Below are 13,746 nucleotides of genomic sequence, written 5' to 3'. Positions count from 1 at the left end.
ACATATTAAAAATCAGATACCCGAACCCATGATCGATCAGCCTAACCATATACTGGAGCAACCATGAGTCAGCAACGCGAGGCGATCGACACATACCTCTTGCGCGTCTTGCACACCCTGTTGATGGAGCGCAGCGTCACGCGCGCAGCCGTCAAGCTCAACCAATCGCAACCGGCCATCAGTGCCGCACTGCGCCGCCTGCGCGACATCACGGGCGACCCGCTGCTCGTGCGCGGCAAGTCGGGCATGGTGCCGACCGAATACGGCCTGCGCCTGCTCGAGCCCGTTCAAAACGCATTGCGCGAAATAGAGCGCATCCGTTTCCAACAGCACAACTTCGATCCGGCCACCTCGATTCGTTGCTACCGGATCGGTTGCCCCGACTATCTGAATGTCCTGTTCGTGCCAACCGTCGTCGAACGCTTCAGGCAAGCGGCGCCCAACGCTCAACTGGAATTCCATTCGCTCGGCCCCTCTTTCGATTACGAGCTGGCGCTCGAAGACGGCAAGCTCGACGTCGTCGTCGGCAATTGGCCCGAGCCGCCCGAGCAGTTGCACCTGTCGAATCTGTTCGTCGACGAGATCGTCTGCCTCATGAGCAACACCCACCCGTTCGCCAAACGCGGGACGCTCACGCTCGATCAGTATCTGAACGCTCCGCACCTCGCGCCGTCCCCCTACTCGGTCGGCCAGCGCGGCGCGATCGACGTGCACCTCGCACGCGAGCGGCTCAAGCGCCACGTCGTCGTCACCTTGCCGTACTTCAATCTCGCGCCCTACGTGCTCGTCAAATCGGACCTCATCTTCACGACGACCCGCCTATTCGCCGACCACTACGCCAAATTCCTGCCGCTCACCGTGCTACCCGCGCCGCTCGACTTCCCGCCGATGCAGTATTACCAGCTGTGGCACGAGCGCTGTCACTATTCCGACGAGGTCCGGTGGCTGCGCAGTCTCGTCGCCGATGCAACGCACGCGCTCGTCGATCGCCCGTAACCGGCGGCGCGCATCAAGCGGTGCGCGCCGCTTCGCCCAGCATGCGTGCCAGCCGGTTATGGCGCTCGAGCAGCGGCCGCAGTTCGAGCGTCGTCAGACGGCCCTCTTTCACAATGACCTCGCCGTTGACGACGCTCATCGCCACTTGCGATGGAGCGCAAAACACGAGCGCCGCGACCGGATCGTGCAATGCGCCGGCAAAATTCGGCTGATTGAGATCGAATGCGACGAAATCGGCGGCCATTCCAGGCGCAAGCGCACCGATGTCGTCGCGCCCCAGCACGGCCGCGCCGCCGAGCGTAGCGATCTCCAGGGCCTCGCGTGCGGTCATCGCATCCGGCCCGAATCCCACGCGTTGCAGCAGCAGCGCCTGCCTCGCCTCGCCGACGAGATGCGCGCCGTCGTTCGACGCCGATCCGTCGACCCCCAACCCAACGGGCACACCCGCATCGCGCATGCGCCGAATCGGTGCAATGCCCGATGCGAGCCGCATGTTGGAACAGGGACAATGCGCCACGCCCGTGCGAGTGCGAGCAAATAGCGCGATGCCGGCCGGATCGAGTTGGACGCAGTGCGCATGCCAGACGTCGGCTCCGACCCAGCCAAGATCTTCCGCATATTCGGCGGGCGTCATCCCGAAGCGCTCGCGGCTGTAGGCCACGTCATTGACGTTCTCGGCTAGGTGCGTATGCATCGACACGCCGTACCGGCGGGCCAGCGCGGCCGATTCGCGCATCAAATCGCGGCTCACCGAGAACGGAGAGCACGGCGCCACGGCCACCCGCAACATCGCGTAGCGGCCCTCGTCGTGATAGGTTTCGATCAAGCGCTGCGTGTCGTCGAGGATATCGGCCTCGCGTTCGACGAGCGAATCGGGCGGTAAACCGCCGTCCTTTTGCCCCACGCTCATACTGCCGCGGCACGCATGAAAACGCATGCCGATGCGTGCCGCCGCCGCGATGCTGTCGTCCAACCGGCTGCCGTTCGGGTACAGATAGAGATGATCGCTCGAAGTCGTGCAGCCCGACAGCAGCAGTTCAGCCATCGCCGTAAGCGTCGACACCTCGATCATCTCGGGTGTCAGATGCGCCCAGACGCGATAGAGGCTCGTCAGCCATCCGAAAAGCTCGGCGTTCTGCGCTGCCGGCACCGCACGCGTCAAGCTTTGATACATGTGGTGGTGGGTGTTCACGAGCCCCGGCATGACGAGATGGCCGCGCAGGTCGAAGACTTGGTCGGCCACGCTCGGTAGCTCGCTCGACGGGCCGACCGCCACGATACGATTGCCCTCGATGAACAACCCCGCATCGCGCAGCTCGCGGCGCTCGCCGTCCATGGTAACGAGCACATCGGCATGCTTGACGAGCATCGTCTTGGGGCGAGGGGTATTCGGCGTGCGCGGGCTTTGTTCGCTGATCATTCGATCTTTCCGGGTTGAAACGATTGGCATAACGATCCGAAGCCAAAATAGCGCTGGCAATGTACACCGGTGCGATACTCGCCTTCACGGTTCCGATATATTGATTCGATTTCGCCCGCACGGCGCCTCGCCTCATGCGGCCGCTCTTATCTTTCCTATCGGATGCGCGCCGAGCGCCTCCGACTTCATAGAATGGCGATACGGCGCTCGCATCGAATCGCCGACGGGTATGTAGCCACGCGTCGTGGAGCCTCGATCCGCCGCCTGCGTATCGGATCGAGCCGCCCCCACCACTTTTCGCATTCATCAAAGAGGAAAATTGCGAATGGGCAAGCTGACTACCCACGTTCTGGATACGGCGCACGGCCGTCCCGGCGCCGGTATCGCGATCGAGCTGTTCAAGCTCGACGGCGACGCACGACGCTCGCTCAAGCGGACCGTCACCAACGAGGACGGCCGCTGCGACGCCCCGCTTCTCGAAGGCGACGCATTGACCGCGGGCGAATACGAGCTCGTCTTCCACGCCGGCGATTACTTCGCGGCCGCAGGTGTCGCCCTGCCGAAGCCCCGCTTCGTCGACCGCGTCGTGTTGCGCTTCGGGGTTGCCGACGCCACCGCACACTATCACGTACCGCTCCTCGTCTCCCCCTGGGCTTACAGCACCTATCGCGGTAGCTGATCCCCCATACCAACGATTATCAGGAGCTTTGGAGGCGTTTCATGGAAGGTTTCATCACGGACTGGCTGAATCTTACGATTCGCTGGCTGCATGTGATCGTCGCGATCGCGTGGATCGGCGAATCGTTTTATTTCGTTGCGCTGGACAATAGCTTGAGAAAGCCGAAGGACCGGGCGCTCACGGAGCGTGGCGTATTCGGCGAGTTGTGGCATGTGCATGGCGGAGGCTTCTATCACATGCAAAAGTACATGGTCGCGCCTGCGCAAATGCCGGAGGACCTGCACTGGTCGAAATGGCCGTCCTATACGACCTGGATGTCGGGATTCGGCTTGTTCATCGTGCTCTATCTTTGTTCCCCCCAAACCTATCTCATCGACAAAAACGTGCTCGATATGGGGCCTGTCGTCGCGATCGCGGCTGCACTCGGTTTCTTGGCCGCGGGCTGGATCGTCTACGACTCGCTTTGTCGGCTGTTGGGCCACAATGATCGCCTGCTCGGCGCGATCGTCGGCCTTTACGTGCTCTCTGCCGCATGGCTCGCTTGTCATGTGTTCGCTGGCCGTGCCGCATACCTGATCGTAGGCGCGATGCTGGCCACGATCATGTCGGCCAACGTGTTCTTCGTCATCATCCCGGGGCAGCGCAAGATGGTGAACGCCATGCTCGAGGGGAACGCGCCCAATCCGGTATACGGGAAACGCGGAAAGCAGCGCTCCGTGCATAACACGTACTTCACGCTCCCGGTGGTGTTCGCAATGCTGTCGAACCACTATGCGATGACGTACACGCACCCCTATAACTGGGCCGTGCTGGCCGTCATCATGCTCGCCGGTGCGCTGATTCGTCAGTTTTTCGTCATGCGCCATCGCGGACGCGTGTTGTGGTATCTCCCCGCGGGCGGCGTCGCCCTGCTGGCTGCGGCATTGGCCGTTACGCTGCCCAAGCCCATGGCCCAACCAGCGCAGGCGGCCAACATGCCCGTCGTCAAACTCGCCGACATCGAGCCGATCTTGCAGCAGCGCTGCGTCGCTTGCCACTCGGCGCACCCCACGATGATGGGCAGCGCGCCGGCGGGCGTCCTCTTAGATTCGCCAGGCGAGATTTCGAAGAATGCGCAGCGGCTGTATCAACAGGCGGTGGTGCTCAAAGCGATGCCGCTAGGCAACGTCACTCAGATGACGAGCGCGGAGCGCGAAAAGGTGGCCGCCTGGTTCAACGCGCGCACGCAGCACTAGCCGTTTGGACGCCGTCGCCGCGCTCGCGGTGCAATCGCGGCAAGCGCGCCGGACAAAAGAAAGCCCCTTGGGCCAATACAGGCCGAAGGGGCTGAAACGAGCCGAACCGACGCAGCGAAAACGGGGCGCTTATCGCTGCAGCGTTGCGCTTATTTGAACAGCGCAACCGCCGCAATCACGGCAGCCGTCGCTACGGCAAAAATGGACACGCCTGCACTCCAACGGACAGCGAAGCGCTCAATGTTCTCTTGGGACCCGACGAAATTGAGTAGCCTGTTCATCATTCCTCCTTCAAGGTGCCCAAGTGTAACACATTCCCTTCAATCAGCTTACAATCATATGTAATGCGCCGAACAGCAACGCGGCGGCGCCAGTCAGCCACACGGACGTGCTCACCGTGGCGTCTTCAGGCAGCCGCAGGTCCGTCGAGAGCGGCCATGCGGCTTGCGTCCGGCGGCGGGCGTAGGCCAGCGTCCGGTCGTCGTGTTGCTTGAGCGTGACGAGCATCACGAGCATCGAACAGGTAAAGGCGATCATCAGAAACGCAGCGATCGCAAGTTCGAATAAGGGGGCCGGCCCCGCCCGTCGTTCAAGCACGGTTGCGCTCTCGTAGATTGCCGTCGCCGAAATGGCGATGGCGGACCAGAGAAGTTGCCCACCCTTGAGCGACTCGTAAATCAAGAGGCGCGCCACCCCTTTGCCGTGCGTGACGGAAAACAGTCCGAGCATGCATACGGGCCCGGCGATCGGCACGCCTATATTGAGAAGCCACCAGAAAAATGCATTCATCGGCCGAGCTTATGAACGTTGTGGATCGAGCGTTCAATGTTACCGCCGATCATCGTTCCGGCACCCGGCGCGGGGCAAGCGTTAGCTAGACGGCCGAGGAAAGCGCCACGGTAACTGCTCGCGGCGCCGCACTGCACGCGGCGCGCGTCACGCGGCCTGCGTGTCGAGCCCTTGCGCTTCCGGGACGCGTGCGGCCGGCGGCGTCAACGCGGTGAACATCGAGCGGTCGTTGAAGCGGAAGAAGCATACGAGCTGATCGCATCCGGCCAGCTTGAGCATCTGCGGGCCTGATAAGTCCACGATGATGTCGGCCACCTGGGTCGACAACCCCAGCCGTTGCACGCCTGCTTCTCGGTCCGCGCGCAATAGGCGCTGCGCGAGCGAGAGATACGACAGGTTGATTTCGCGGATCGATTCGAGGGTCTCGCTACCGTTCATGACTGTCTCTGCCAGGGGCTTTGTGATTCGGATAAAAGATCGACGGATGTAGGGCAATCGAAAGCAAAACAAACCGCTGTTCCGTCGCGAAAAGTGTCGTGCGCGCAAACGTTTGCTTTTGGGGCCAGACGAAATTAGCAGCCACCGCGTTGGTCGGCAACCCCGGCGGCGATCAGGTTGCAAGCGATCTCGCGCAGCAGGTGTTGCGTGAGCGCACCTGAACCGCCAAGGCAAAGGCGTTGCAGCTCGAGGAGGTCTTGGGCGAAGCGGCTCATGGCGATCTCTCCTGTGATTCGAAGTCCGGAACGTCGGTGCCGGGATGCCCGGCGCGAAACGTTTTCCTGTGATCAAAGTATCGGCGAGCGTCGCATCAAAACAAATCAGCGTGCGCTGAACCTCGCGTAATACGTGGCAGCGCGCTTGTCAGCCTTTTCCTACGACCGATGTTCCGCAGGGCTACGCCTCGGCTGCCTCATATGCCCATGCATGTAAAAACGCCCGCATGGCAATGCGGGCGTTATCGCGCGGGCCGATGCAGTCCTGTTATCGCTGAGCCGCCGCCATCGCCTCCTGCGTCAGCCACAGCGACTCGGGCAGAACCTGTTCGTCGCAGTTGGCGCCTTCGCCGCCACGGTCGATCACGATGAAATCGCTGATCGCATCGAGCGCGATCAACGGATGGTGCCAAACCCCTTTTGCGTAGTTGACGCCTTGCCATCCACGCGTGACGAAAGCGCGGACTGCGTCTGGCGCGAGCGGGCCCGCCGGCGCGACCACGACCAGATAGGGACGGTCCATCATCGGCAAAAATGCCTGGGAGCCTAGGGGATGGCGCTCGAGCATCGTCACTTCGAATGGCAAAGTGCGCGGTTGGCCGCGAAACACATTGACGAGCGGCCGCCCTCCGCCATCGCCCACGTCCACGCGGGCGAGATCGTGGTAACGCATCGTCGTGCCCGAGTTGATCGGAATCTGACGAGCGCTCTCTAGCTCGATGACGTCGCCAAAGGGCGCGAACGCCGCCCGCGTGAGCGGCTCGATCGTCAGCGAATTCGTATGGACGCCGTTCATGCCAATTCGCCCCAAGCGCGCAGTCGCGACACGCCGCCATCGGGAATGATGTTCAAGCGAAGATGGGTGACGGGGCCGATCGCAGCCAGCTCCGCTTCGAAGAAATGCTGCTTGTCCATCTGCAGCTTCTGCTCGCCGAGCAACGTCGGCCAAAACATGGATTGCGTCACGAGCGAGCTGTCGGTGCCGCCTTTGACGCATGCCGCCTGAATCGAGCAGCGATCGGGGAAGTTGCCTTTGAAGAAAGCCGTGTCGACCTCGATCTTCGTAATCGTGCCGGGCCGGGCCAGCGCGACGATGGCCCAATCGTTGCCGGGCTCGCGGCGCCGCCGCGTCTCCCAGCCGTCGCCCATATTCACGCCGCGGCCAGGCATCAACAGATTCGAGGCCGAGCCGAAATGTTGGTTGTTAGCGGCTACGATATACGCGCCGTTTTCCATCGCCGCGAGATCGACCGACGTGTTGCGCGCCGCCGCGGCCCAATCGACCTGTGGCTGCCCGTATACGCGCAACCGCGCCACGCCGCCGTCGGGGTACAGATTCAACCGCACGTGCGTATACGCACGCGCGTCCGCAACCCCGAGGTAGTGATGACTATTGCCCTGTAGCGTCGTCGAGGGCACGATCTCGCGCCAGTCGGTGTCGCCGTCCGGTTGCGCACCGCCCGGGACATAGGCGGCCTCGACCGACGCGGCCGGCGGGAAGTTGCCGGTGAAATGGCTGGTGTCGATGTCCAAGCCCATGACGACGCCCGCGCGCGCCAGTTTCACGATGCACCAGTCGTATCCCGTCGTGCGCTTGCGGCGCGTCTCCCAGCCGTCCATCCATTTGCCGTGATCGTCGTATTTGCCCGGAATGAATACGGCCGGCTCGGCATTGAGCATGCGCTCTTTCGGCGCGAAGAATTCGTCGCTTGCTTCGAGCGCCTGCGCGCCCAGTCGCGGATCGGCCAGGTTGACGTAGCGACGGGTGAAGTCGGGCGCGTTAGGGTCGAGAATAGGAAGAGCCATGGTTGTCGTCCTTCGTGTCTGTCATTGCGTTCGTAGTGCCAATCGAAACGGCGTATCCACGCATCGGCGAGTGCGCTCGGGGGCGGGGAGCGGCCACCGGCTGCGGCCGGCAGTTCGCCATAGGCCGTTCGCACGATTGCGCGCTTACCCGGTCACGAGATCGTCGATCCGAAAGCGGGCGATGCGGTAAATCTGCTCCAAGCTCGTGCGCAACTCGTCCGAGCGTGCGTTGTTCAAGCGCGCTTCGAAATTCGCGATCACGCCCGCGCGGTCGTAGCCGCGCACGGCCAAAATGAACGGAAAGCCGAACTTTTCGCGGTAGGCCTCGTTCAAGCGCTGAAGCGTGTCGAACTCTTCTTGCGAGCAATGCGCGAGACCCGCGCCGCTTTGCTCGCGCGTCGATTCGGCAGTCAACTGCCCTTGCACCGCCGCCTTGCCGGCCAGTTCCGGGTGGGCATCGATCAGGGCGAGCTGGCGCTCGGCGCCTGCATCGGCGACGATCTCGCACATCGCCGCATAAAGCGCATCGATGCTGCCAAACGGCCGCCTTCGAGCCGCGCGCTCGGCCACCCACGGCGAATGTTCGAAAATACCCGAGAGCGCGGCCTCGAACGCCTCGGGCGGCATCGTATTGAGTTGTTCCAGCGTGTATCGCATCGGCTTCATTCGGCGCAGCGGGCGGTCTGTGGCTCAAAGGGATGGCGCGCACGCCAGTGGCGTGCAATGTCGACACGGCGGGCCACCCATACGCGATCGTGCTTTTCGATGTGGTCGAGAAAACGCTGCAATGCCCTAAAGCGCCCGGGTCGGCCCAACAGCCGGCAGTGCATCCCAACCGACAGCATCTTCGGCGCTTCGTCGCCCTCTTCATAGAGCACGTCGAACGCATCGCGCAGATAAGTGAAGAAGTGATCGGCCGTGTTGAACCCTTGCGGTGTCGCGAAGCGCATATCGTTCGTATCGAGCGTATATGGCACGATCAGTTGCGGCCGCTCTTCTCCCCCCGTCACCCGAACCTGCGTCCAAAACGGCAGGTCGTCGCCGTAATAGTCCGAGTCGTAAAGGAAGCCGCCGTATTCGGCGACGAGCCGGCGCGTGCTCGGGCTATCTCGCCCCGTATACCAGCCAAGCGGCCGAACACCAGTGACACGCTCGATCGCCTCCATCCCCAACCGCATATGTTCGGCCTCGCGCTCGGGCGGCATATCTTGGTAGTGGATCCACCGCCACCCATGGCACGCGACCTCGTGGCCCAACTCGACGAACGCGCGCGCCGCTTCCGGATTGCGTTCGATCGCCATGCCCACGCCGAACACCGTCAGCGGCAAGCGGCGTTTTTCGAACTCGCGCAAGATGCGCCAGACCCCCGCCCGCGAGCCGTACTCGTAGATCGACTCCATGCTCATATGCCGGGCAGGATAGGCGGCGGCGCCGACGATCTCGGAGAGAAACTGCTCCGAAGCCGGATCGCCGTGCAAGACGCAGTTCTCACCGCCCTCCTCGTAATTGAGCACGAACTGGACAGCGATGCGTGCGCCTGCGGGCCAGTCGGCTTGAACCGGTTGACGGCCGTAGCCGATCAAATCGCGCGGATAGCGGGTATCGGATGTCATAGCAAGGGTTCTTAGCGTGGTGACGACGATGCCGCGACGCAGCGTGCAAGCCGCTTGCCGCACCGATACGTCTCGGTGGAATGAGTGTATATAAAACACCCGCTCGCGCCCATACGAGCGGGCCGATATCGAGGCTCACCACGCTCGTATGTCGTGCGCTGTCCGCGTGCGGCGGCAATCGACTCAAGCGCCGCGCGCGTCTCGCGGTCCGAAATCGGCCAACGGACCGTCATAGCGCTTGGGCAACGGGTGATCGTACTCGCCGCGCTTGGCCGTGCCGAGCCTCAAGGAAACGAGCGCCTCGACCCACTTGAGCGCCGCGGTCACGCCTTCCACGACGGGAGCGCCGATCTCGCGCTCGACGGCATGGCACAGGTCGGCCATGCCTGCACACCCGAGGACGATGGCATCGGCGCCATCGTGTTCGAGCGCGCGACGGCATTCCTCGACGATCAATTGCCGAGCCGCGCTGCCGGGCCGGTCGAGTTCGAGCACGGGGACGTCGGTCGCGCGCACGGAGCGGCAGAAGCGCTTCATCCCATAGCGCTCGGCGAGATGCCACGCCATACCGGTCGTGCGAGCGAGCGTCGTCACGACGGAAAAGCCTGGCGCGATCACGCTGGCCGCATGCATCGCCGCTTCCGCGATACCGACGACGGGTCCGCGAGCAAGCTCGCGCGCCGCGAACAAGCCCGGATCGCCGAAGCACGCAATCACGTAACCGTCGACGCCTTCGCGCTCGCCAGCCGCGACTTCGGCAAGCAGGCCCGGCAGCGCAAGGGACTCGTCATACCAGCTTTCGATCGATGGCGGCCCCATCGCCGAGGTCGCCGCGACGACCTCGGTGCCGGCGGCCGCGACGGCACGCGCGCAGTGAGCCATCGTTTCGGTCATGCGCGCGGTGGTGTTTGGATTGATGAGCTTGATTTTCATCGCGCTGCTCCTCCAAGGGCGGAATGACTTGTCTCAGCGGCCCACTGTGCGCGCCGCGAACGCATAGAAAATGCCCGCGAGCGCAACCCCGATGAACCAAGAGAAGTTCGCGAGCGGCGCAAGCGCCGGCGTCATCACGCACAGCACGGCAATGGCGGCTGCGGGCAGCACGGCGGCCACCGCGCTCCAATTGACACCGCCTCGATACCAGTAGGCGCCTGATTCCGACATCGAATAGAGATCGTCGAGCACGACGCGCTCTCGCTTGACGAGGTAGTAATCGACGATCAAGACGCCGTAGAGCGGACCGATGAACGAGCCGAGCACATCGAGCGTGTAGTGGATCACCGCCGGATTGTTGAAGAGGTTCCACGGGGTGATGAAAACCGAAGCGGTTGCGGCGACCATGCCGCCCGCGCGCCAACTGATGTGCTTGGGCGCGACATTGGAGAAGTCGAAGGCGGGCGAAACGAAATTGGCGACGATGTTGATGCCAATGGTCGCGATCATGAACGTCAACGCGCCCAGCACCACGGCGAACGGCTGGTCGATGCGCCCCACCGTGGCGACGGGGTCGGTGATCAACTCGCCGAAGACGGGCATCGTTGCCGATGTCGTAACGACCGTCACGAGCGAAAACGCCAGAAAGTTGACGGGGAGCCCCCAGAAATTGCCGCGCTTCACGCTCGTATAGCTCTTGCAGTACCGAGAAAAATCGCCGAAGTTCAGCATAGGCCCGGAGAAGTACGACACCACGAGCGAAATCGCCGTGATCGTGACGGGCAGCGCTTCCCAACCGTGGTATTTCACCGTGCCGAGATTGAGGCTGATGTTCGAGATGCCCGCGCGCGCAACCATGTAGCCAGCCAGGATGAACATCACCACATAGACGGCGGGGCCGGCGAAGTCGATGAATTTCTTGATCGTCTCCATGCCGTTCCAAAACACGAGCGCTTGCAGCACCCAGAGCGTCATGAAACCAGCCCAACCGAGCGCCGACAATCCGAGCCACCCGTGGTGATGAACGTCAGCATAAGGCATGAGCTGCGGCGCGAATTTGAGCAGAACGATGACGAAGGCGCTCGATGCGAGGTACGTTTGGATGCCATACCATGCGACGGCGATCAGGCCGCGGATCACGGCCGGGATGTTCGCGCCGAGCACGCCGAACGTCGCGCGGCAAATGACGGGGTAAGGCACGCCGTTTCGTTGGCTCGATTTCGCGATCAAGTTGGCGAACACGTTTACGATGCCAATGCCCACGAGCAGCGCAATCAACACTTGCCAGCTCGTCAAGCCTAGGGCGAACAAACTGCCCGCGAACACATAGCCGCCCACGCTATGCACGTCCGACATCCAGAACGCGAAGATGTTGTAAGTGCCCCAATGCTGATCCCGCAGCGGCGCTAAGTCGGCATTGAATAGGCGTTCGCTGTAGCCGGCGGGCAAGCCGGCTGCGCTGGTCGAGGGCGATGGGCCGACGGCGCCGGCATCGGTGGGTACGGTCAGGTCAGGCATGAGCGTCTCCGGTGAAGGGAAAGAGCATTGCCGCACGGCGCAAAGGCGCCGCACACGTGACGAAGCGCCTCGTTCAACCGGTCGCAGTCGGCGCAACCCGCGACCTTCGCCCCCAAGGTGGTTGGATGTAGTTAGTTGTCCTAAAGAAATTTTTCGATTTTGCGCGATACGTACGGTGTGCCGGAAAACCTGAGCCTAGGCGCCGAAGACTTCGCGCAGATCGGCCGCACCTCGTGCAGGCCGATCGAGCATCTTCAATTCCACCGTCTCCAAATGCCGCACCATCAGGTCCGATGCATGCGCCGTATCGCCGGCTTCTATCGCAGCGACGATTTGCGCATGCTCGTCGAACGAGCATGGACTGCGTCCGAGCGATTCGTACAGCGCCGAGATCAACGTCGAACGCGCAACGAGTCCGGTCAAGCAACTGCAGAGCACGCGGTTGCCCGTTAGCGCAGCCAACTCCGTATGAAATTCGCCTGACAGGCGAATCCATGAACGGAAATCGCGATGCTCGAATGCCGTGCGTTCGCGCTCGATCATCTTCGCGATCGACTTCAAGTGCGCGGCGCCTTGGCCGCCTTGATTGCGGCATACGCGCTCGATCACGGCCGCCTCGATGATGCGGCGCATTTCGAACACTTCATGAACTTCCTGAAGCGACGGGCTCGCCACGAACGCGCCGCGATTCGGCTCCAGATCGACGAGATGCTCTGTGGCCAGCAACGACAAGGCTTGGCGCACGCTCCCTCGCTTGACGCCGAACACTTCGCACAATTGCGCTTCCGTCAGCTTCGCCCCGGGTTCGAGCCTGTGCTCGAGAATCGCGTCGCGAATACGTTCAGCGATCGCCGCCGGGGTTGCCGGCTCGGATGATTTCGCTGTCGACATGTTGGCTATAGTAGATTCGACATAAAGATTGTCAACAATTTATTTGTTGAAGATCGAGCCATCCGTGCAGCCAAACTTCTGATTTATCCGCTACTTGGTGCATAGTGCAACGGCCAAGTGCATGAGCGACGCGCCTAATGCACCGCCATCTTGCATCCAATCGACCCTTGGATTGTCAACAATCTTCCCGCCCGATGACCGAAGCGCCGCGTCCCGCCTCGCATCACCGCAATGTCGGATGTCCGCTGACAGTTAGCGCGAAGCCGTCTCGCCCGGCTTGCAGCCGAGCGCGCGCACCAAAGGGAAGCGTGAGAATGTCCGGACCATGGCCGAATCGCAGCCCTGTCACGATGGGCAATCCGGTGAGGGTACCGATCTGCTCGATCACCGATGACAAATCGAAACCGTTGTCGTACGGCGAGAGCTTGCCCCCCGTGAAGTCGCCGAGCACGATGGCGCGCTGACGAGCGAGGATGCCGGCCAGATGCAGTTGATAAAGCATGCGCTCGATGCGGTAAGGATGCTCGTTCACTTCCTCGATGAATAAGATGCCGCCTTCGATGCGCGGCATATAGGGCGTGCCGACGAGCGCCGCGATCATCGCCAAATTGCCGCCCCACAGCGTGCCGCTGACATCGATCTCGTGCGTCTGGGCAATCGCTTCTCGCACCGTGAATTCGGGTGATTCGAGCGCCTGCCAAAAATGCTCTAGGGTGAAAGCGCTTTCTACCTGAGCGCCGAAATTGGCGGTCACCATGGGGCCGCCGAATGTCACCAGTCCCGCACGAGCGAACAACGCCAGTTGAACCGCCGTGAAATCGCTGTGCCCGCAAATTGCAATGCGTTGGCCGGCGAGGCGGCGCCCTAGCCCCGTGTAATCGAGCGCGTCGAGAATGCGAACGGCGCCGTAACCGCCGCGCAGCGCCAAGACGATGTCCGGCAAGCCGCGGGCCGGATCGGCGAGACGATTCAGATCCTGCGCGCGCTCGGCGTCGGTGCCGCCGAAGCGTAGGTAGCGGCGCAAAGCCGCCTCCCCGCCTCGGACTTCGTGACCCTGCGCCCGCAGTCTAGCCATGCCGCGCTCGGCAGCGAGGGCATCGGGCGGATAGCCTGACGGAGCGACGATCTCGATGGAGCGGGAGCGGGCCATGGT

General features: G+C 62.6%; 15 protein-coding genes. 3 read left to right on the top strand and 12 right to left on the bottom strand.

Features of this window, described 5'->3' with window-relative positions; genetic code table 11:
- Positions 1 to 63: 63 nt before the first annotated feature.
- Positions 64 to 996, top strand: coding sequence for a LysR substrate-binding domain-containing protein (locus MMB74_RS07925; protein WP_277428051.1), 933 nt, complete (start codon positions 64 to 66; stop codon positions 994 to 996).
- 13 nt (positions 997 to 1,009) lie between these two features.
- Here MMB74_RS07925 and MMB74_RS07920 read toward each other — a convergent pair whose 3' ends face one another.
- On the bottom strand, positions 1,010 to 2,416 hold the full coding sequence (locus MMB74_RS07920; RefSeq protein WP_277428050.1) for an 8-oxoguanine deaminase: 1,407 nt from the start codon (positions 2,414 to 2,416) through the stop codon (positions 1,010 to 1,012).
- Between the two features lie 325 nt (positions 2,417 to 2,741).
- Here MMB74_RS07920 and uraH point away from each other — a divergent pair, with 325 nt between their 5' ends.
- Positions 2,742 to 3,095, top strand: coding sequence for a hydroxyisourate hydrolase (uraH, locus tag MMB74_RS07915; protein WP_277428049.1), 354 nt, complete (start codon positions 2,742 to 2,744; stop codon positions 3,093 to 3,095).
- A gap of 41 nt (positions 3,096 to 3,136) precedes the next feature.
- Positions 3,137 to 4,330 (top strand): urate hydroxylase PuuD, encoded by a 1,194-nt coding sequence (locus tag MMB74_RS07910; RefSeq protein ID WP_277428048.1) that lies wholly within the window; start codon positions 3,137 to 3,139, stop codon positions 4,328 to 4,330.
- 324 nt (positions 4,331 to 4,654) lie between these two features.
- On the opposite strand, the gene MMB74_RS07905 is transcribed toward MMB74_RS07910, so the two are convergent.
- From MMB74_RS07905 to ldcA, 11 genes are all read right to left on the bottom strand, one after another.
- Positions 4,655 to 5,119 carry a hypothetical protein gene (locus MMB74_RS07905; RefSeq protein ID WP_277428047.1) on the bottom strand — a complete coding sequence of 155 codons (465 nt, stop codon included), beginning with the start codon at positions 5,117 to 5,119 and terminating at the stop codon, positions 4,655 to 4,657.
- Between the two features lie 147 nt (positions 5,120 to 5,266).
- The gene (gene flhD, locus MMB74_RS07900; RefSeq protein WP_277428046.1) at positions 5,267 to 5,557 is read right to left on the bottom strand and encodes a flagellar transcriptional regulator FlhD; all 291 of its coding nucleotides are present in this window, start codon (positions 5,555 to 5,557) and stop codon (positions 5,267 to 5,269) included.
- Positions 5,558 to 5,691: 134 nt separating this feature from the next.
- Positions 5,692 to 5,832, bottom strand: a complete 141-nt coding sequence (locus tag MMB74_RS07895; protein ID WP_102608480.1) for a hypothetical protein — start codon at positions 5,830 to 5,832, stop codon at positions 5,692 to 5,694.
- Between the two features lie 268 nt (positions 5,833 to 6,100).
- Positions 6,101 to 6,628 carry an ureidoglycolate lyase gene (locus MMB74_RS07890; protein WP_277428045.1) on the bottom strand — a complete coding sequence of 176 codons (528 nt, stop codon included), beginning with the start codon at positions 6,626 to 6,628 and terminating at the stop codon, positions 6,101 to 6,103.
- Positions 6,625 to 7,638, bottom strand: coding sequence for an allantoicase (alc, locus tag MMB74_RS07885; protein ID WP_277428044.1), 1,014 nt, complete (start codon positions 7,636 to 7,638; stop codon positions 6,625 to 6,627). Before alc ends, MMB74_RS07890 begins: the two co-directional genes overlap by 4 nt.
- Before the next feature lie 144 nt (positions 7,639 to 7,782).
- Entirely contained in the window at positions 7,783 to 8,304 is a 522-nt protein-coding gene (uraD, locus tag MMB74_RS07880) for a 2-oxo-4-hydroxy-4-carboxy-5-ureidoimidazoline decarboxylase (protein WP_277428043.1), read from the bottom strand.
- Positions 8,301 to 9,251 carry an allantoinase PuuE gene (gene puuE / locus MMB74_RS07875; protein ID WP_277428042.1) on the bottom strand — a complete coding sequence of 317 codons (951 nt, stop codon included), beginning with the start codon at positions 9,249 to 9,251 and terminating at the stop codon, positions 8,301 to 8,303. The genes uraD and puuE overlap by 4 nt, the downstream gene beginning before the upstream one ends.
- Positions 9,252 to 9,434: 183 nt before the next feature.
- Positions 9,435 to 10,184, bottom strand: a complete 750-nt coding sequence (locus MMB74_RS07870) for an aspartate/glutamate racemase family protein (protein WP_277428041.1) — start codon at positions 10,182 to 10,184, stop codon at positions 9,435 to 9,437.
- A 33-nt stretch (positions 10,185 to 10,217) separates the two neighbouring features.
- Positions 10,218 to 11,702, bottom strand: a complete 1,485-nt coding sequence (locus MMB74_RS07865) for an NCS1 family nucleobase:cation symporter-1 (protein WP_277428040.1) — start codon at positions 11,700 to 11,702, stop codon at positions 10,218 to 10,220.
- 195 nt (positions 11,703 to 11,897) lie between these two features.
- Entirely contained in the window at positions 11,898 to 12,593 is a 696-nt protein-coding gene (locus MMB74_RS07860; protein WP_277428039.1) for a GntR family transcriptional regulator, read from the bottom strand.
- Positions 12,594 to 12,816: 223 nt separating this feature from the next.
- The gene (gene ldcA, locus MMB74_RS07855; protein ID WP_277428038.1) at positions 12,817 to 13,743 is read right to left on the bottom strand and encodes a muramoyltetrapeptide carboxypeptidase; all 927 of its coding nucleotides are present in this window, start codon (positions 13,741 to 13,743) and stop codon (positions 12,817 to 12,819) included.
- Positions 13,744 to 13,746 lie beyond the last annotated feature (3 nt).

Source organism: Trinickia sp. Y13, from assembly GCF_029522115.1.
GTDB lineage: Bacteria > Pseudomonadota > Gammaproteobacteria > Burkholderiales > Burkholderiaceae > Trinickia.
The sequence above is the reverse complement of the archived record's forward strand: the minus strand, read 5'-3'. Positions and strand labels throughout refer to the sequence as shown.